The following is a 19,054-nucleotide window of genomic DNA, read 5'->3' on the forward strand; positions in this document are numbered from 1 at the left end:
ACACCACGAGCGAGTGAATTAACCTAGCGGCCAAGTCGATAGCCGCTCAACCCTCTAAAGGCAGCCAAAGAAATGGCGCTGGGACGAAAAGCGTGGAATGGGGGACAATTGACGCTCCGCGTCTCGAATGTGTGTCTCGGCACGCTTGCTGCGGCAGTGTAATAAAATCGACAAGAGTGGGGATTGCGCCCGTGTTGGCGTGAGTTGAGGGGCAATGGTGGCTGGATTGATCAGGCAGGTGCTTGCCTTTGTCCTGTTGCTTTCGGCTCTGGCCGGTCCGGCGCTGGCCCAGCCCGCCTCGCCCAACAATGTGTCGCCCCAGGTCGATGCCGCAACGCTCCAGCAGCTTGAGGCGCGGCGGCAGGTGCTGTTCAAGCAGATGCTCGCCAATCCGGCCAATCTCGATGTGTCCTTCGAATATGCGGCGCTCTCGTCGCAGGTCGGCGATCTTGAAGGCTCGATCGCGACGCTTGAACGCATGCTCATTTTCGCGCCGGGCCTGCCGCGGCTGCAGCTTGAACTGGGCGTGCTCTATTTCCGGCTTGGCGCGCTTGATACGGCGCGCAGCTATTTCGAGGCCGTGGCCGCACAACCCGGTGTGCCCGACGATGTGCGCGCCAGGATTGCGAGCTATCTCAATTCGATCGAGGGCAAGGCAACCGGCCAGTCACTGCGCGGCATGGTCTTTATCGGCACACGCTACCAGACCAACGCCAATGCTGCGCCGGGCAGCCGCATCGTCAATCTCAACGGCCTCGACTTTGTCCTCAACGACGCAGCGGTGGCTGGCGGCGATGTCAACGTCACGGCCGGGCTCAATCTCGGTTTCAGCCAGGGGCTGGGAGCGCAGGGCGATCGTTTCGACGCGGTCTTGAACGTTGTCGGCACGCTCTATGCGCAGCGTAAGGAACTCGGTACGGGGGTGATCGAACTCTCGGCCGGGCCGAGCATCGATCTCCGCCGTATCGGGCTCGATGGCGCAAGCCTTGGGCTTTACGGCATTGTCGGCGCGGCCATGCTTGACAGCACGCCCTATCTCGCCACCGCCGGCGTGGGCGCGGTGGTATTGGCGCCGCTCGATGATCAGACACGCGTCTCGCTGCGCGGTGAATATCGGCGCGAAGCCTATGCCGATACGGCAAAGCGCCCCAACGCGTCCTCGCGTGACGGCGACCGTTTCCGCATCACAGCGGGTGTCGAACATCGTCTGAGCGAAGATGTCGTTCTTTTTGCCTCGACCAGCCTCGAACGTCGCGCCGCGCGGGTCGATTTCAACTCGCTTTGGGAAGCAAGCCTACAAGCTGGCGTTAACGTACAATATGAATCGCCCATTCCATCGCTCCCGGCGCCTTGGTCCGTCACGCTGGCCGGGACGTTTGCAACGCGGCTTGCCGACGGTCCCGATCGGCTGATCAGTACGAAGGCCGAGAACGGGCAGGATACCAGCCTGACGGCCACCAACACCATTCCGCTCCCCAACGATTTCTCGATGCAGGCGCAGGTCGGATATCGCTGGGTCACCTCGAATTACGACACCCGCCGCTTCGACAATTTCACCGCAGGCCTGACCCTGCAGAAGAAGTTTTGACATGATGGTCCGCTTCACCCTGCCGTTGATCGCCGCGCTGGCACTGGCCCCTATCTCTGCGCAAGCCCAGGATGTGGGTGTTGCAGCAGCGGTCAATCAAGATGCGCAGGCTGTCGTGCCCGGGAGCGGCGCCAAGACCATCCAACTCGGCGACAATGTCGTCTTCAATCAACGGATCGACACCGACGCGGCGGGGCTCGTGCAGATCCTCCTCGCCGATGGCACGGCTTTTACGGTCGGTCCGAACTCGTCGATGACGATCGACGCCTTCGTTTATGATCCGGCGGCCAATACGGCATCCGTCGCGGCGAGTGTGACCAAGGGTTTTGTGCGCTTTATCGGCGGGCGGACATCCAAGGGTGAGGGTGGGGTCACAATCGATACGCCGATCGGCACTGCCGGCATTCGTGGCGCCGTGGCCGATATCAGCCTTGGCGGAGACGGTACCGACCTTCCGCCCCATATTTCGCTTTTGTTCGGTGACCAGATCACGCTGAGGCCGCCCGGTGGCGACATGCAAAGTGTGACGGAGGCCGGCTATTCCATCGTCGTTGATGGCGGGAAAGCTTCCGTGCAGCAGACGCCGCCCGAATTCGTCGCCGCCATGCAGCAGGTGTTGGCGCCAAAGCCGGGGATGAGCGGCGGCGCGGCTGCCGGACCGACGAACCAGAGCGCGCAACGGAGCGGCCTCGCGGCCAGCAATTCAGGCTTTGGAACACCCGGCGCCGTTCAGTCAATTCGTGGCTACGTCGGCACCTATGGCGATTTCGACGCAGCCGCGGCTTGGGTCGAAATCAACAATCTCTACGGTGATCTGAAAGACTTTTTTGTCAGCAATCCGGGATATGTTGATCCCGATGCAACTCCTGAGTCGCCGACTTTCATGTTCGCACCGGTTCGGGTTCTGACAGCGCAGACCTATCTTGATCATAACAACAACGTCGTCCAGGCCGGCCCGGGTATCGTTGCAGTGCGTCCCGGAGATGAGGGCGCGTTCTACTACGGGTTCAATGGCGGGGACGGTCTGATCCAGTTCGAGGATGGTCGCGTCATCAGCGTGCCGTTCAAGGATGATCAGGACTATGGCACCTACGATGTGACTGGCCCATATGCTGGCGTTCTTCATATCGGACAGAACGAATTCCGTGCGTACTTGCTGCAGGATAGCGGCGGTAACCCGGTCTATGCGCTGACCGGCTATTCCGCCGATGCGGCGGCGGTGCTGCCGACGGCCGATATTTGGCGCTATCGACTGAGCGCGGATCCACTGGCGCCAATCCTGACACCCGATGGCGTCGCTATCCCATTTGCCGATGGTCTTCGGCTGGCGCAATTCTCCAGTGGTCAGGTGACCGCGGGCGACCTCTTTATCGCGGGTACGCCGGGCGCAAGCGATGGCGCGATCGGTCGCGGGCTACAGGCGTGGCTGGCGATATCCGGCACCGGGGTGGGCCAGATCAGTGCGATCAACCTGACGATTGGCGCGGTGCGCGACGATAATGGTCCGCACTTCTCGGGCACCCGCACGGGTAGCGAGCGCGTCTCGAATGGAACACAGGCCATGGTGTCGGGCGATGTATCGACCCAACCGAGCGGCGAGAACAATGGCGGTTTCTTCGGTGCAAATGGCGCCAATATCGTCATCGGCACCAACAATGCTTCGGACAGTGGTTTTGGCCTTCCGCCTGGCGAATTCGGTACGATCCATGTCGGCAATCGCACCGAGATTATCAGCGGACCGGCTGCGCAACGCAGCGACAAGACCATGACGGGTTTCGCGGCGGGCGTCGGAGACGTCGTCAATGTCGGTACGCGGACGATGCGCGGCGTCGTTGAGTTGAACTTCAATGCCGGCGAAGGCACCGTCACTGGCACGATCAACGTGCTCGCGAGCGATACCGGCGGGGAGACAGAGGCAGCCTTTTTCGATCAGCCTCAAAATACCGCTTACATCAACGATCAGATTTTCGCCGCCACGCGCTCCGGTTCGAACAGCTATATCGTGTCGAGCGCTGCAACCGGCGCTGGTGGCCCGACCGTCTGCACCAGTTGCGATTATCTCAAATGGGGCTGGTGGGGCATTGCGCCAGGCGAGGCCGCGATTTCTGGCGTTCATATGGGCAATTGGATTATCGGCGATGTGACCGATGCGGCCAATATGCCGATGACCGGATCGGCGACCTATGCGGGCGATGCCATCGGCACGGTACTCAATGGCGGGGCGCAGTATATCGCAACGGGCGCGATGAATGCGACGGCCGACTTTGCGGCGCAAACCGGCACCGTTGCGGTGACTGGTTTTGATGGCCACGATTTCGCCAGCACATTTGACTCCACCGGTTCTTCCTTCGCGGGCACGAACGGCAATACGTCTGTCAGCGGCGCCTTTGCCGGTCCCGCGGCCAATGAAATCATGGGCAGCTTCAAGACCGTCGACGGCGCCTGGTCTGCTTCGGGCATTTTCGGAGGTGCCCAGTAAAGGCCAATGACATCTGGGGGCAGGGTGGGGCAGGTGCGCGCGTCTCGGCGCCAGACCAGATTGGTCTGGGGCTTGGGGCTTTTTACACTTGTGGTTTCCCTTCTGATTGTCAGCCTCGGGCGCAATGAGATCAGCCGGATTTCCGATCTGGCGTTCGATGCCTATCAGCGCGCCCTGCCCCGAATGGCGGGCGAGCCAGCTGTCGTTATCGTCGATATCGATGAAGCATCGATCGCCCAGCTCGGGCAATGGCCCTGGCCGCGCGCGACAATCGCGCAGATGGTCGATCGCCTCGGCGAAATGGGCGCCGCTTCTATTGGCTTCGACGTGGTGTTCCCCGAGCCCGATCGCCTGTCTCTCGCACAGGCGGCGCGCGAGCTGCAGAACCTCGGCGCGAGCGTGACCTTGCCGGCCGATAGCGTCAGCCTTGATGGCGATGCGCAATTGGCGGCGGCGTTTGCGCGCAATCCGGTGGTATCGGGCATTGCCATCACCAATGAAACTGATGCAACCCTGCCAACGCCCAAGGCTGGATTTGCTTTCGGCGGCGCTGACCCCAAGACCTATTTGCTACCCTTCAAGGGCGGAATTTCCAATCTCGCACCCTTGGGTGACGCGGCAGTCGGCATGGGTTTTTTCTCCTTTCCGCCGACGCGCGACAATATCGTGCGCACCATTCCGCTTGTCGCCCTGGCACAGGGCCAGCTTTACCCGGCGCTCAGCATCGAGTCCTTGCGCGTGGCGCAAGGGGCGGGTTCCTTTGCCATTCGCTCGACCGGCGCAAGTGGCGAGGCGGATACGGGCGAGGCGGCGATGACCATGCTGCGGGCCGGTGCGCTGGATATCCCGACGGGACCGCTCGGCGAGTTCTGGGTCTACTTTTCCGGCCTGCCGCAGATGCGGACGATTTCAGCGGAAGACCTGCTCAAGCCAGACGCAGTGACGCAGCTGGGGCCCGATGTTGAAGGGCGGATCGTTCTGGTCGGGACCAGCGCCGTGGGGCTGCGCGATCTCGTCGCGACGCCGGTCGCCAGTGTTATGCCCGGCGTGCGTGTCCATGCCGAAATCATCGATCAGATCATCGGCCAGAGTTTCCTCGTGCGTCCAGATTGGGCGCCGGGCGCTGAAATTCTGGTGGCGGCGGTGGCGGGCTTGATCCTCGTTTTTCTCGCTGCTCAAGCCGGTCCGCTGGTGACGACGGGCGGGTTCGTGGTGTTGGCGGGGCTTATCGCTGGCGCGTCCTGGTGGGCTTTTGCGACGCAGCGACTGCTGCTTGACCCGATCGGGCCTGTCCTGCCGATCGTCGCGATTTTTGCCGTGACCATGCCGCTGCTGCTGGTGCTCACGAGTCGCGAGAAGCTTTTTGTGCGCAATGCGTTCGGGCGCTATCTCTCGCCCTCTCTGGTCGAGCGGCTGGCGGACAATCCAGCCGCGCTGGAATTGGGCGGCGAGATCCGAGAGCTGACTGTGCTATTCTCCGATATTCGCGGCTTTACCGCGATGTCTGAAAAGCTCGATCCCAAGGCGCTGACTGCGCTCCTCAATTCCTTCCTGACGCCGATGACCGATGTGCTGCTCAAGCGCGAAGCGACGATCGACAAATATATCGGCGATGCGATTATGGCATTCTGGAATGCGCCACTCGATATTGCCGCCCATCCGCGTAAGGCCTGTCTTGCTGCGCTGGAAATGGCTGGCGCGGTTGAACGGCTCAACCGTGAAACTGGCAGCGATATCCGCATCGGCATTGGGCTCAATACGGGGCCAGCTTGCGTCGGCAATCTCGGTTCGAGCCAGCGATTTTCCTATTCGGCCATCGGCGACAGCGTGAACCTTGCCTCGCGCGTCGAAAGCCTCACTAAGTTTTATGGCCTCGCCATTGCCGTGACGGAACACACGCGCAAGGAAGCGACAGATCTCGCTTTTCTGGAAGCTGACCGCGTGCGCGTTGTCGGCCGCACCAAGCCCGTGGCGCTTTATGCGCTATTGGGGGATGCCGATCTCTCAGCTACCGACGCCTTCAAGGCGCACCAGCTAGACCACGAGGCCTTCTGGTCCAACTATACGGGGGGGAGCTTTGGGGCGGCCGTCGAGAGCCTTGCGCGCGCGCGCAGTCATGGATGGGCCGGGTTCGAGAAGCTCTATGATCTCTATGCCGAACGCCTTGCCGTGCTGATCGAGGGTCCGGTTCCAGACGGGTGGGACGGCACGTTCACGGCGCAATCGAAATGAGCATCACATGAGCCAGTCGGGCGATAGTCTTTACCGCAAGGAAGCGCTGGATCGTCTTTCTTCGCCCGAGCAATTGGACGAGATGATCTCGATTTCAAGCACCGGCGCTTGGGCCGGGTTGATCGGCGTTCTGTTGCTGGCCGCGACCTTTGTGGCCTGGGCGATTCTCGGTTCGATTCCGACGCGCATCGAAGGGCAGGGCATGCTGTTTTCCGGTGGCGGGCAGGTGGTCGATGCCGTCAGCCTTGCCTCGGGGACATTGACCACAGCGGGTTATTCGATCGGCCAGTACGTGCCGCGCGGCGCGGTGCTGGCACAGGTTGAACAGCCGGAGGTTGTGCTGCAACTTTCGGCGGCGCAGGAGCGCGTTGCTGCGCTCTCGGATGCCTTAAACGTGCTTGAGGGGGAACAAGCCCGACTGAGCAGTGCCAGAGCCAGCAATGCCGAAGCGCGGCGCGCGGCCTATGCCGATCAGGTCGCGGCCGCCGGGCAGCGGCAGGAGGCTTATGCGGCGCGGCTTGAGGCGCAGGAGAGGCTGGCGGCCAGCGGTAATGCGGCTAATGCAACGGTGCAGCAGGTGCGGGAGCAGTTGGCGTCGGCCAATCAGGATCTCGCTTCGGCCCGCGCAGGGCTTCTGACTATCGACGCTGATCTGTTGGCGGCGCAGGCGGTCGAGCAGCGCGACTTGCGCAGTTCCCAGCAGCAGTTGGCTGCGGCGCAGGCGGAGGTCGATCAGCTTACCTTGCAGAACGACCAGTTCGGCAAGGTGATCAGTCCCGTCGATGGCGTATTGGTCGAATGGAAGGCGCCGTTTGGGACACAGGCGGGGGCCGGCCGGCCGGTGGCGAGCGTTGCGAGCGGAGAGGGTCAGCTCCAGTTCATGCTCTATGTGTCGCCTGGCGAAGGCAAGCGCATTACGGCCGGCATGACGGTCAATGTGGAGCTGGAGGGCTTCAGGAAGGAACAGTGGGGCACGCTGGTCGGTGACGTTGTCTCGGTTTCGCCGTTTCCCGCGACGCCTGAGGGCATTTTGGCGGTGACGCAGAATGCCACTCTGGTCGGTAAATTTTCGCAAGGCGGCGCGCCGTTTGCCGTCGTTGTGCAGCTTGTACCAGATCCAGCGAGCCCGAGCGGCTACCAGTGGTCGGGCGGCTCGGGCGCGACGACGCCCCTGAGCGCCGGAACCCTCGGCGGCGGCAAGGTGACCGTCGAAACCCGCAGCCCCCTCAGCTTTGTTCTGCCTTTCCTGCGACAGGCGGGCGGCGCGTGAGCGAAACAGTCTCCTTTGCGAGCCGGTTCAAGCTACCGCCGCGCCGGCGAAAGACGCCGAGCATTTTGCAGATCGAGGCGGTCGAATGCGGCGCAGCCTCGCTGGCCATGGTTCTTGCGCATCACGGCCGCTGGGTATCACTCGAAGATTTGCGGCTCGCCGCGGGCGTCTCGCGCGATGGCACCAAGGCCAGCAATTTGCTCAAGGCTGCGCGCAGCTTTGGTCTCGTCGCCAAGGGATTTCGCAAGGAAGCAAGCCAATTGCACGAGGTGCGGTGGCCGGCGATCCTTCACTGGAATTTCAACCACTTCGTCGTGCTCGAAGGCATCGTCGGTAAGAGCGCCTTCATCAACGATCCCGCTTCGGGCCGCCGGACAGTGTCGCTGAGCGAATTGTCCGACGCGTTTACCGGCGTGGTTCTGGCCTTCGAGCCGGGCGAGGGGTTTGTCAAAGAAGGCGCCAAGCCGCTGGCCCTGCCGCTGTTGCTCGACCGGCTACGGCATTCCAAGCTTGGTTTGCTCTTTGTGCTCGTCGCGTCGCTAGCCCTGGTGCTGCCGGGGATCGCGCTGCCGATTTTTTCGCGTGTTTTTATCGACGATATTCTCGTTGGGCGGCAGGAGGATTGGTTCGTGCCGTTTATCCTTGCGCTCGGCATCGTCATTGCGCTGCGCGGGGTGATGACGCTGATCCAGCAATGGGGACTGGTGCGGCTTGAGGCCAAGATTGCCGTGGTGCCGGCGACGCAATTGCTCTGGCGCATGCTGCAATTGCCGATGGCGTTTTTCATGCAGCGCCATCCGGGAGAACTGGCGAGCCGGCTGGGGGCAAATGACCGCATTGCGCAATTGCTCTCCGGGCAGTTGGCGACCAATGCCTTCAACCTTGTCTCGGTGCTGGCTTACGGCGCCATCATGGTGTTTTTCAGCCCGATGCTGGCGCTTGCGGTGTTCGCGGTGCAGCTGGTTTATGCCTTTGTCATCACCTGGGGCGGCAAGCGGCAACTGGCTGGCGCAATCAAGCAAAGCACCGAAGTCGGGCGTCTCGTCGCGGCAACGCTCGGGCCGATCCGTGCCATCGAGACGGTCAAGTCGTCCAATCTCGAAACGCAGTTCTTTCATCGCTGGGCAGGCCATCAGGCGCGTCTCCTAAACATCCGGGCTGAGCTTGGCGTCACCGAAGTGATCATCAATGCCGTGCCGGTTCTCTTGCAGGCGCTAACGGTCGTGTTGGTGCTTGGGCTCGGCAGTCTCCAAGTGATGAACGGCCAGATGTCGTTGGGGACGCTGGTGGCGTTTCAGGGTTTGGCAGCGAGTTTTGGGGCGCCTGTCCTGGGGCTTGTGTCCCTCGCCGGGCAAATGCAGATGATCCGTGCCGACCTGTTGCGCGTGGCCGATGTGCTGCGTGCCAAGCCCGATAGCGAGGCGGGACAGGATGGCGTGCCGCTTTCCGCCGAGATCGAGGTTCAGTCCATCAGCTTTGGCTATAGCCCGCTCGATCCGCCGCTGATCGAAGACTTTTCGCTGGTGTTGAAGCCCGGTGCGCGTGTGGCGCTGGTTGGTGGATCGGGCAGCGGCAAGAGTACGGTGGGGCGTTTGCTTGCGGGGCTGGCAAAGCCTTGGGAAGGTGACATTGTCGTCGGGGGCGTGCCCTCCGATCGCCTCTCGCATGCGCGGCGGTCCGAACTTCTCGGCTATGTCGATCAGGAAATATTCCTCTTCGAAGGCACGGTGCGCGAGAACCTGACGCTCTGGAATGCCAATGTCGATGATGAGCGTATCGTTGGCGCCTTGGCCGATGCCGCTGTTCTGGACGATATCGTAGCTCGGCAGGACCAGATCGATTGTCAGGTGGACGAAGGCGGCACCAATTTCAGCGGTGGTCAGCGGCAACGTTTGGAAATTGCCCGGGCGTTGGTCGGCAATCCGAGCTTGCTTATTCTCGATGAGGCGACGGCGGCGCTTGATCCGGTTACGGAAAAACTGATCGACGATAATCTCCGCCGTCGCGGCTGCGGTTGCCTGATCATCGCGCATCGCCTCAGCACAATTCGCGACGCCGACGAGATCATCGTCATGAAGGCAGGGCGTGTCGTGGAGCGCGGGGATCATGAGACGCTGATGGCGCTTAACGGCGAATATGTTGCGCTGGTGGGGAGTTACTGAGCATGGCGCCCAACCTCACCCCGCTGCGCGCCATGCCACCGGCCCTGCCGATCGAAGGCGGCAGCAACCGGCCTCTGAGCCTCGATGATCCGGCGATCGCCTATCGCATCGTGAGCGGCTATGCCGATATTTTCGTGGCCGATGCTGGGGGGAATGGGCGTCGGCATCTGTTCCGGGCCAGCGCTGGCGCGACCATGTTTGGCGGTGCCGCGACGGGCGGGACGCTTATCGCAGTTGGCTCGCTAGGCTCGGCATTCGAAGCCATTTCGGTAGATCTGGCATTGGCCGAAACGGCGCAGGTCGAGCGCTGGATCGAGGATATGAGCGCGGCGACTAGCCCGCGCGGCGAGGACTGGCCTGGATACCTAATCGAGGCGACGACGGCGCTTCAGCCTGGCAGCGATTACGGTGTGCCTGCGCGGCAATTGCTTTGGCTGCGGATCGATGACGGCGTTGTCCGCTGGCAGCGGATGGAGCTAAAGGCTCGCACAATGCTGCCAGCGATGGCGCCCGCGCGGTTCGATACGCCATCGGGCGGTCGATTGATGCTGATCGAGCGGCCGAGTGCAGTTCAGCAGCAGGATGCCATTGCCACGCTCAATGCGGGTGTCGTGACGCTGATTGCACAAAAACTGCAGGCGGAGCGGCATCAGTCCGAAGCCGGGTTTGCCGGCCGGCAGCAGGTTTCCGATGCGGCGCTGGCCGATGCCATGACGGCGCTTGTCGGGCGATCGGAGGCGAGCCGGCCACTGCCGCGCGATCCGGCTTTGTCGGCGATCATAACGGTGCTGGCGGCTGCAGGGCACAAAGCGCCTGAATTGCCGAGGCCGCTGCCTATTTCGGACGGTGGCAATCGGCTGCTGCAGGTGCTCGGTTTTCTCGATTTGCCCTACCGCCCGCTGCGGCTCGCAGGGAATTGGTGGAAACGCGATGGGCTGCCTTTCTTGGCCGAGACGCGGGACGGCAGGCCTCTGGCGATTGTCCCAATCGGCGACGGTCGCTGGCGCGCGCGCGGGCCGGGTGTCGACAGCGTTGTAACTGCCAAGTTGGTCGAGACGATTTCAGCCGGAGCGCTTCAACTCTATCCGAGCCTTCCCGACCGGGCGCTCGGCATGCACGATCTCCTAGGGTTCGGGATCAGCGGGGCGGGGCGTGATGTGCGCCGCATTGGCCTGATGTCGGTTTTTGCGGCGCTGACACTGATGGCCATGCCCTTCGCAACAGGCATCATTTTCGAAAGCGTGGTGCCGCTCGGGGATCGCTCGAACCTCGTGCAGATCCTCGTCGCGGTCTGTGCCTTGGCGCTTGGTCAAGCAATGTTCGAATTTGTCCGGGCGCTTGGGGTCGCGCGGCTGGAAGCGCGGCTTGATGCTAAGCTGCAGGCGGCCGTGGTGCATCGATTGCTGCACCTGCCCGTGACGTTCTTCCGCAAATTTTCGGTCGGCGATCTCGCAGAGCGAACTTTGGGGTTGCAGGAAATCCGGCAATTGGTCAGCGGCAGTGCGCTTGCTGGCCTCTTTGGAGCCATCGGCATCATTTCGGGCGGCGTTGCCATGGCGCTGCTCGATTGGCGCATGGCGCTGATGGCCATGGTGCCCATTCTTGTGATTGCTGCGGTATCCGGCTTTTTCTCCTGGCGGCAGTTGCGTCATGAGCGCGAGCGCGTGCGTATCAATGGCCGCGTCGAAGGCTTTGTGCTGCAGTTGATGGTTGGCATCGCCAAGCTGCGCGGCGCGGCGGCTGAAAAGCGTGGGCTGGCCGAATGGGCCTGGCGCAGTGCGCCGCAGCGGCATGCCTTTGTGCGCGCCCGGACCTGGGCTGGGCGGCAGGCGGTGGCGCAGGCCGTGCTTTATCCGCTGGCACTGCTATCGATCTTTCTTATGGTCGTGGCGCTCACCAAGGCCGATGCTGCGGGCGCAGCCCTGGCCGCTCTGTTGCCGGGCGGCGCTGGTGGAGCTGTCGCGGGGATAACGGCAGGCAAGTTCGTCGCTTTTATCGCGGCTTTCGGCCAAGTCTCAGCGGCTATGGCAACGGCGGTCGGCGCGACCACGCAAATTTTGACTGTGGAGCCTTTGCTCGAACGCACCAAGCCTTTGCTTGAAGCGACGCCCGAAAAGCAGGAGCGCGGCGAGGATCCGGGCCGCCTGACCGGCGCGCTCGAAGTGCGGCAGGTGCGGTTTCGCTATACCAGCGAAAGTCCGCTGGCCCTCGACGATGTGAGCTTTTCGGTGAAGCCGGGCGAGTATGTCGCCATTGTCGGGCCATCGGGCGGCGGTAAATCCACCATTCTGCGCCTGCTGCTGGGCTTTGATCGGCCGGAAAGCGGCGAGGTGTTTTTCGATGGCAAGCCGGCCGAGCGGCTCAACCGGGCCCTGCTGCGCTCGCAGATAGGCGTCGTTCTGCAGAACGGGCGGATTACCGTCGGCTCGATGTTCGAAAACATCGTCGGCGCGTCGGGACTTGGCATCGACGATGCCTGGACGGCAGCGCGGCTCGTCGATCTTGCCCGCGATATCGAAGCCATGCCTATGGGCATGCACACGGTGCTTACGGACGGCGGCGGTACGCTCTCCGGCGGGCAGAGGCAGCGCGTTCTGCTGGCGCGCTCATTGGTGCGGCGGCCCAATCTCCTGCTGCTCGATGAAGCGACCAGCGCACTCGACAATCGCACGCAGGCCATCGTCACCCAGACCTTGGCGCGCATCAACGTGTCGCGCATCGTCATCGCCCATCGCCTCAGCACCATTCGCGAGGTGGATCGTGTGCTGGTGCTCGAAAAGGGCAGGCTGGTCGAAAGCGGCACCTATGACGACCTCATCAATGCCGATGGCCCGTTTTCCATTCTGGCCAAGCGCCAGCTGATCTAGGACATATCCATGCGCAAGGTTCTCTACATTCTGGGGCAGCTCAACGATGAAGATGTCGAGTGGATGGCCCGCACCGGTCGCCGTATCGAGGCGCGTCAGGCGAGCGTGCTGATCGAAGAGGGAAGGGCGACCGATGACCTGTTTTTCGTCATCGGCGGCGAAGCGGTCGTCAAGGTCAGTGGCGTTGGCGAAGTGGCGCGGCTCGGGCGCGGCGAAGTCGTGGGTGAGATGTCGCTGATCGATAGCGCACCGCCTTCTGCAACCGTCGAAACGACGCCTGGCTCCCTGATCCTTGCCATCGACAAACGCGCTATCGAGCTGCGTCTTCGCGACGAGCCGGGCTTTGCCGGGCGTTTTTATAAGGCGCTGGCGATCTTCCTTGCCGATCGCCTGCGCAGTACCACCAACCGGCAAAAGAGCAATTCGGGCATGAAGGCGGGCGCCATCATGGATGATGAGCTGGACGAAGGCATTCTCGATCAGGTGTCGCTGGCCGGCGCGCGCTTTGAACACATGATGTCCATCCTCTCCGCTGCACGCGCCTAGCCCTCCGATCACATTTCACGCGACTATCTTCCTCATGCGAATGAATTTAGTCATTCTCATCCATCCGCTGCGAATTGAGACGATAGAAAGCCCCCATGGCAGACAGTGCGGCGCCCAGCCAGGCCATCCATTCCAGTGCGCTGTCGCGAGAGGAAAACTACGAGCAGTGGCGCATAGGGCTCGCGAGCCTTTTTGAGGCCAATCCGCTTGATGGCGAACTCGATACGTTCAGCGCCGATATGGCGACCTATAATCTAGGTAGCTTCCTGATCGGCAAGACCAGCGCCTCGCCGCAAACCTTTCAGCGCGATGCCAATCTGGTATCGGCTGTGGGTGTCGATCATCTGCTGGTGCAGCTCTACGTCAATGGTAGCTGCGAATTCGATGTCGAAGGCTATCAGACGCGCGGCAAAGCGGGCGATCTCGTCTGTTTCGATCTATCGCGGCAGATGAAATCGGCGACGACGCAACTCGATACGATCAGTCTCGTTGTGCCGCGCCAGCTTATCCGCCTGTCGCCGACGACGTTCGATACGCTGCATGGGGCCGTTCTGGATGGCGAAACCTCCCTTGGCATTTTGCTGCGCGAACATTTGCTCTCGCTCGCCAAGGTGGCGCCGCGGCTCGGTGGTCCCGATGGCAAATTGGCGACGGAAGTGGCGGCGGTGCTGATTTCAGCGGGGCTATCGGCGGCTGTGACGGGGCAGGCGTCCGAGGCAGATCTCTTGGGCACGGGCGTCCAGGCGATACAGGGCTTTATCGAAAAGCATCTCGTTGACGAAAACCTGACGCCCGAGATGATCATGCGCCATTTCGGTTTGTCGCGCTCGGCGCTCTATCGCACGTTCGAACCGTTAGGCGGGGTGGCCGATTACATCCGCGACAGGCGGCTCAATCGGGCATTCCTCCGGCTATCATCGGTCGGGAGCAATCGCGGCGTCGTCGCCAAGCTTGCCTATATGAACGGCTTTTCCAATGAGGCTGCATTTTCGCGCGCCTTCCGCCAGCGTTATGGGATGAACCCGCGCGAAGCGATCATCGAGGCTGGCCGCCGGGCGGCCAGCAAGAGCGATGTGGTGGAGGCAGATAACAACTGGATGCAGGCCTGGCTCACGGGTCTCAATGCCGCCAGCGCACGCTTCTAGTCACCGAAAGCGCCGCGTTGGGGACGAAAACACGGCGGTTTGGGATGAAACCGAATGAGCCTCCGCTCTCGGAGGGTCAGGCAAAATGGTAGCTTGGCTCATCATTGAGGGAGCGTAATGATGGCAAACGAAACCAAGAAGCCTACAGCAAAGACGCCAGCGAAAGACGAAATGCCCGACAGCGTGCTCGATAAGGTCGCTGGCGGTGACAAGAGAGAGGGTGGCAGCAAGGGTTATGGGACCGAACCTGACGATCAATACGGCAAGTAAGACCGCGGCTGAGTCTTTGCGCCGGTCGCGAGGGTGGTGCTTATCTCCTCGCGACCTGTGCATCCAATTCTATGAAGCCTGACTAAATACGGAGACGATTGTGACCCTGAAGCCGAAATCGAAGCCCGCCGTGACCGGCAAGACGGACGAACTGCCAGACTCTGCGCTCGACAGGGTGGCTGGCGGTGGTCAACCTCCTGCTCAGGGCGGCAATCCGACAGACTCCGATTTGCGTCCTCCTCCTCCAGAAAAGCCACTCTAGCGCAATCTGTAACCAGTCGGGCGGCGGCATTTACCCGCCTGCTCGGGGCACCAAACCAACAATACCCGACTCGTGCCCGAGGTGGGTTGATCGGATCACAGTGTTCGACAAATGACCGAGAAGACCGGGATGAAACCCAACACGAAAATTTCAAAGAAATCCAAGGATGAATTGCCGGATAGTGCCCTGGATAAGATTGCTGGCGGAGGAGGAGGCCTCAACTCTCAAGCCACTGAAACGGTTACCTACAGTCGCGGCACCGAGATCAAGGACACTTAAGGCGTCCACACGACCAGCATAATCAGCCAGATAACCTTGCAGCCGACGTGCAGGGCCTGATCGATGTTGAAGGAAATCGCCCCGCGGCATTTCGTGTCGTCGATGATGGCGTGGACGATGGTTTCCAATACGCCGAGGATCAGGCTGCCTGTCGCGAGAAACACCAGGCCGCCGTGGATTACGGCGTGCGCCGCCAAGGCATGATACCATGGCGTGCCGGGTAGGGGATTAAACCGGTTCTTGGCCTTCGCCAGGAAATCGCCCTGAAGCGGATAATCGCCCAGCATGTGCCCAAAGATCATGAGGGCAAAAATCTCGACCGGACCGAAGGGCATGGCGTGTTTCCCCGGCCCGCGCTGACGTTTTGAGGCCGTCCGGTTTGGATAGCGCCTCGGCCGTAAAAAACCTAGTCGCCTGCCCCGACGCTTCGTCCCATTCTTCCGCGTTTTTGTTTTGCACTGCTATTGAGCATGCAAGGAAGGGCTCCTTCTATATCCGCCTCCCACGGGCACACCTCGTTGCGGTTGGCTTCGAGGCATCTTTTGAAAAACGAACGAGGTGTTCGGCATGGCCAAGCGCATCGAGAAAAGCGATCTGCCGGTGAAGACTTGCTTGGTCTGCAAGCGCCCATTCGTCTGGCGCAAGAAGTGGGCCAAGGTTTGGGATGAGGTCAAATATTGCTCTGACGCTTGCAGGGCCCAAAGAAATAGCAAGGTGGGATAGCGGCGTAATTCGGCGTGCCATTCATCCGCAGCGGCGCCTGTCAGCCCGATGGTGAAGGTCGTTCGGCAGCTTGCTCTTGCATGCATGATTTGAGGCAGAACGTTTCCTACGAAGCTATATCAACAAAAGCAGCCGCTTCCGCCGGTTGTAAGACGGGAAAAAGACTTGCCATCTTCAGGTCCCGCAATCCCTAAGCTATTTATCTATAAAAATACTAGACTTATGCTGGCGCCCTGTACCAAGGGGATCATGCATGACCTATCGCCTCAGCCTGCTCGACAAGAGCCCGATTGCCAAGGGCGAAACCGCCCACCGGGCTTTGCAGCGGACGATTGCCTATGCGCAACGGGCGGAAACGCTGGGCTATCATCGGTTCTGGGTCGCTGAACACCACAACGCGCCCGAGCTTGCGAGTTCGTCTCCCGAGATCCTGATCGCCGCTTTGGCGACCTCGACCAAAACCATCAGGGTCGGGTCCGGCGGGGTCATGATGCAGCACTATAGCCCCTACAAAATCGCCGAAAATTTCAATCTTCTCGAAAGCCTCGCCCCGGGACGCATCGATATCGGGATCGGCAAGGCGCCCGGCGGCTTGCCGCTGTCGACCAAGGCGCTGCAGGCCGGCCGCGACGCTGCAGTCCGTCCCGACTTTGCAACCCAACTGCGCGAGTTTAACGCCTATCTGGGCGAGGGCACTGGCGATCGCGTGGAAGGTCTTTCCGCGACGCCTCAACCGGCCAGCACCAGTGAGCGCTTCCTGCTCGGGGCGAGTGTCGAAAGTGCCGAACTGGCCGCGAGTCTTGGCTGGAACTTCGTGTTCGCCCGCCACCTCAATGGTGATGATGTCGCGCTGGCAACGTCCATTTCGACCTATCGCGATCTGAACCATCGCACTCCGATCGTGGCACTGGCAGCCATCGTTGAGAAGGATGGCAATAAGGCGCGCGAAACCGCAGCCGGCTTCACGCCCTTCCGCGTCACCATCCCGGGCGGTCAAAGCGTCACCGTCGGCAGCGAGGCGCAGGCCGCCGAATATGCTCGTCAGGCCGGCGTCACCGACTTCAAAGTTGAAAAGCGTAAGGCCAATGTCCTTGCCGGCGATGGCCACGACATCGTTGCGGCGCTCGATGCGCTCGCCCGCCAATATGGCATCGAAGAATTCATTCTCGATCTTTTCAATCCCGGCGATAGCCGCCTCGACGCCATCGGATTGATCGCCGATGCGCGTGAGCGCGCTGCCGCGCCGACAGCACTTTCCGCCTGATTTTTCGGAGATAGACCATGACCAAGACCCGCATTCCGTTCGGCCTGATGCTGCATGGCCCGGGCGGCCATATGAATGCCTGGAAGCATCCAAGCGGCCCCGCCGATGCCTCGGTCAATTTCCAATTCCTGCTAGAGCAGACCAAGAAGGCCGAAGCGGCCGGCATCGCCTTCGCTTTCGTGGCCGATGGGCTCTACATCAACGAGCAGTCGATCCCGCATTTCCTCAACCGCTTCGAGCCGATCGCTCTGCTTTCTGCGCTGGCGGCAACGACCACCACGATCGGCCTCGTCGGTACGCTCTCGACCTCCTATAGCGATCCGTTTACCGTGGCGCGGCAGTTTGGCTCCATCGATCTCCTGAGCCATGGCCGTGCCGGTTGGAATGCGGTGACTTCGCCGCTCGAAGGCTCCGCCAAAAATTATGGCCGCGTCCAGCATCCCAACCACGCCCTCCGCTATGAAATCGCGGCCGAGCATATCGAGATCGTCAAAGGGCTCTGGGATAGCTGGGACGACGGCGCCTTTACCCGCGACCGCGCCAGCGGCCAGTTTGCCGATTTCGCCAAGCTCCATCGCCTCGATTTCAAGGGCAAGTTTCACTCCGCTGAAGGCCCACTCAATATCGAACGCTCGCCACAGGGCCAGACCGTGCTGTTCCAGGCCGGTGGATCGCCGGCCGGTATCGAGCTTGCCGGTCGCCATGCCGATGCTGTTTTTGCGGCCTCCACATCGATCGACGAAAACCGAGTGCTGACCCAAAAACTCAAGCAAAGCGCCATCGCCCACGGCCGCGGGGCCGATGCCATCAAAATCCTGCCCGGCGTCGGCATCATCGTCGGCTCGACCGATGAGGAAGTCGAACGCAAATATCAGGAGATCGCGGGTCTCGTGAACATCACCGAAGCGCTGCATTATCTCGGGCGCTATTTCGATCACCACGATTTCAGCCAATACGATCTCGACGCGCCATTCCCCGAATTGGGCGAAATCGGCCGCAACAATTTCCAGTCGGGCACCGATCGGATCAAGACCCGAGCCAAGGAGCATGGGCAAAGCTTGCGCGAGGTCGCTCTCGAACAAACGACGCCACGCAGCGAATTTCAGGGCACTCCGGAACAGATCGCCGACAAGATCGAGGAATGGGTCGATACCGGCGCCGCCGACGGTTTCGTTCTCGGCTTTCCGGTCTCGGCACAAGGCTGGGCGGACTTTGAAGAACAGGTCCTGCCCATCCTTGAAAAGCGCGGCCGCCATAACCGCGAGCAGATCGGCACGACGCTGCGCGATCATCTCGGCCTGCCGTTCCGCGAAAGCCGCTATGCATTGCCTGCGGAACAGGCAGCCAGCTGACCGACCAACCGCGGGGGGCTTTGCGGCCCTCCGCCCCCACTTCATAACCATCAGCGCGGAGGCCCGGTCGTGACCGACAGCTTTCTCTATACGCTTCCCACCGATCCCGTCGCCCTGCCGCTCGTCGAGCAACTGACCGAAGAGTACCAAACCCGCTACGGCAGTTATTTCGAAGAGGGCGGCGCGGCTCAGGAAATGAACCGCTATCCGCCAGAACGCTTTGGCGCGCCCGATGGCGCATTTGTCCTGCTTCTGCGGAACGGAAAACCCATCGCTGGCGGCGCTTTCATGCGCTACGACGAGACGACGGCCGAGTTCAAACGCGTCTGGACCGATCGTGATCATCGTCGCCAGGGCCTCGCGCGGAAAATTCTCGTCGAGCTCGAAGGGCAAGCGCTGCGCCAAGGATATGGCCGGGTCTATCTTACGACCGGCTTCCGCCAACCCGAAGCGCGCGAGCTTTATCTGCGCACCGGCTACACCGCGCTTTTCGATCTTCAAGCCGATCCGGAAAGCATCCAGATTCTGGCATTCGAGAAAGCGCTCGTCGCACCGCGTGCAGCATTTGCGAATGAAAAGGGCAGTGCGCTGCAAGCCGCCGTCGCGCGCAAATAG

General features: G+C 61.6%; 15 protein-coding genes. 14 read left to right on the plus strand and 1 reads right to left on the minus strand.

The features are described from left to right. Positions 1-214: 214 nt before the first annotated feature. The 10 genes from DevBK_RS15205 to DevBK_RS15250 all read left to right on the plus strand — a co-directional run bounded on the left by DevBK_RS15205 (position 215) and on the right by DevBK_RS15250 (position 15,100). Complete coding sequence (locus tag DevBK_RS15205) at positions 215-1,588, plus strand: tetratricopeptide repeat protein (RefSeq protein WP_317186045.1); 1,374 nt, start codon at positions 215-217, stop codon at positions 1,586-1,588. A 1-nt stretch (position 1,589) separates the two neighbouring features. Next, complete coding sequence (locus DevBK_RS15210) at positions 1,590-4,067, plus strand: FecR domain-containing protein (protein ID WP_317186046.1); 2,478 nt, start codon at positions 1,590-1,592, stop codon at positions 4,065-4,067. A gap of 90 nt (positions 4,068-4,157) precedes the next feature. After that, positions 4,158-6,299 carry an adenylate/guanylate cyclase domain-containing protein gene (locus DevBK_RS15215; protein ID WP_317186047.1) on the plus strand — a complete coding sequence of 714 codons (2,142 nt, stop codon included), beginning with the start codon at positions 4,158-4,160 and terminating at the stop codon, positions 6,297-6,299. Positions 6,300-6,306: 7 nt separating this feature from the next. Next, complete coding sequence (locus tag DevBK_RS15220) at positions 6,307-7,569, plus strand: NHLP bacteriocin system secretion protein (protein WP_317186048.1); 1,263 nt, start codon at positions 6,307-6,309, stop codon at positions 7,567-7,569. Further along, on the plus strand, positions 7,566-9,731 hold the full coding sequence (locus tag DevBK_RS15225) for an NHLP family bacteriocin export ABC transporter peptidase/permease/ATPase subunit (RefSeq protein WP_317186049.1): 2,166 nt from the start codon (positions 7,566-7,568) through the stop codon (positions 9,729-9,731). Before DevBK_RS15220 ends, DevBK_RS15225 begins: the two co-directional genes overlap by 4 nt. Positions 9,732-9,733: 2 nt before the next feature. Beyond that, positions 9,734-12,598, plus strand: a complete 2,865-nt coding sequence (locus DevBK_RS15230; RefSeq protein ID WP_317186050.1) for an NHLP bacteriocin export ABC transporter permease/ATPase subunit — start codon at positions 9,734-9,736, stop codon at positions 12,596-12,598. A 9-nt stretch (positions 12,599-12,607) separates the two neighbouring features. Continuing rightward, the gene (locus DevBK_RS15235; protein ID WP_317186051.1) at positions 12,608-13,144 is read left to right on the plus strand and encodes a cyclic nucleotide-binding domain-containing protein; all 537 of its coding nucleotides are present in this window, start codon (positions 12,608-12,610) and stop codon (positions 13,142-13,144) included. 95 nt (positions 13,145-13,239) lie between these two features. Beyond that, a complete protein-coding gene (locus DevBK_RS15240) occupies positions 13,240-14,289 on the plus strand; it encodes a helix-turn-helix domain-containing protein (RefSeq protein WP_317186052.1) in 1,050 nt (349 codons plus the stop codon). A 120-nt stretch (positions 14,290-14,409) separates the two neighbouring features. Next, entirely contained in the window at positions 14,410-14,559 is a 150-nt protein-coding gene (locus tag DevBK_RS15245; RefSeq protein ID WP_317186053.1) for a hypothetical protein, read from the plus strand. Between the two features lie 373 nt (positions 14,560-14,932). Beyond that, positions 14,933-15,100 carry a hypothetical protein gene (locus DevBK_RS15250; RefSeq protein WP_317186054.1) on the plus strand — a complete coding sequence of 56 codons (168 nt, stop codon included), beginning with the start codon at positions 14,933-14,935 and terminating at the stop codon, positions 15,098-15,100. Here DevBK_RS15250 and DevBK_RS15255 read toward each other — a convergent pair. Next, positions 15,097-15,435, minus strand: coding sequence for a DUF3307 domain-containing protein (locus DevBK_RS15255; protein WP_317186055.1), 339 nt, complete (start codon positions 15,433-15,435; stop codon positions 15,097-15,099). The two genes, DevBK_RS15250 and DevBK_RS15255, sit on opposite strands and share 4 nt — an antisense overlap. A 232-nt stretch (positions 15,436-15,667) precedes the next feature. Between DevBK_RS15255 and DevBK_RS15260 the strand changes: the two genes are divergently transcribed. The 4 genes from DevBK_RS15260 to DevBK_RS15275 all read left to right on the plus strand — a co-directional run bounded on the left by DevBK_RS15260 (position 15,668) and on the right by DevBK_RS15275 (position 19,054). Continuing rightward, positions 15,668-15,823 (plus strand): DUF2256 domain-containing protein, encoded by a 156-nt coding sequence (locus DevBK_RS15260; protein WP_082511837.1) that lies wholly within the window; start codon positions 15,668-15,670, stop codon positions 15,821-15,823. Positions 15,824-16,076: 253 nt separating this feature from the next. Continuing rightward, on the plus strand, positions 16,077-17,087 hold the full coding sequence (locus tag DevBK_RS15265) for an MsnO8 family LLM class oxidoreductase (RefSeq protein WP_317186056.1): 1,011 nt from the start codon (positions 16,077-16,079) through the stop codon (positions 17,085-17,087). A 17-nt stretch (positions 17,088-17,104) separates the two neighbouring features. Next, positions 17,105-18,439: an LLM class flavin-dependent oxidoreductase gene (locus DevBK_RS15270; protein WP_317186057.1), complete on the plus strand. Its 1,335-nt coding sequence runs from the start codon at positions 17,105-17,107 to the stop codon at positions 18,437-18,439. Between the two features lie 69 nt (positions 18,440-18,508). Continuing rightward, positions 18,509-19,054: a GNAT family N-acetyltransferase gene (locus tag DevBK_RS15275; RefSeq protein ID WP_317186058.1), complete on the plus strand. Its 546-nt coding sequence runs from the start codon at positions 18,509-18,511 to the stop codon at positions 19,052-19,054.

The organism is Devosia sp. BK (genome assembly GCF_032907385.1).
In the GTDB taxonomy this organism is placed as follows: domain Bacteria; phylum Pseudomonadota; class Alphaproteobacteria; order Rhizobiales; family Devosiaceae; genus Devosia.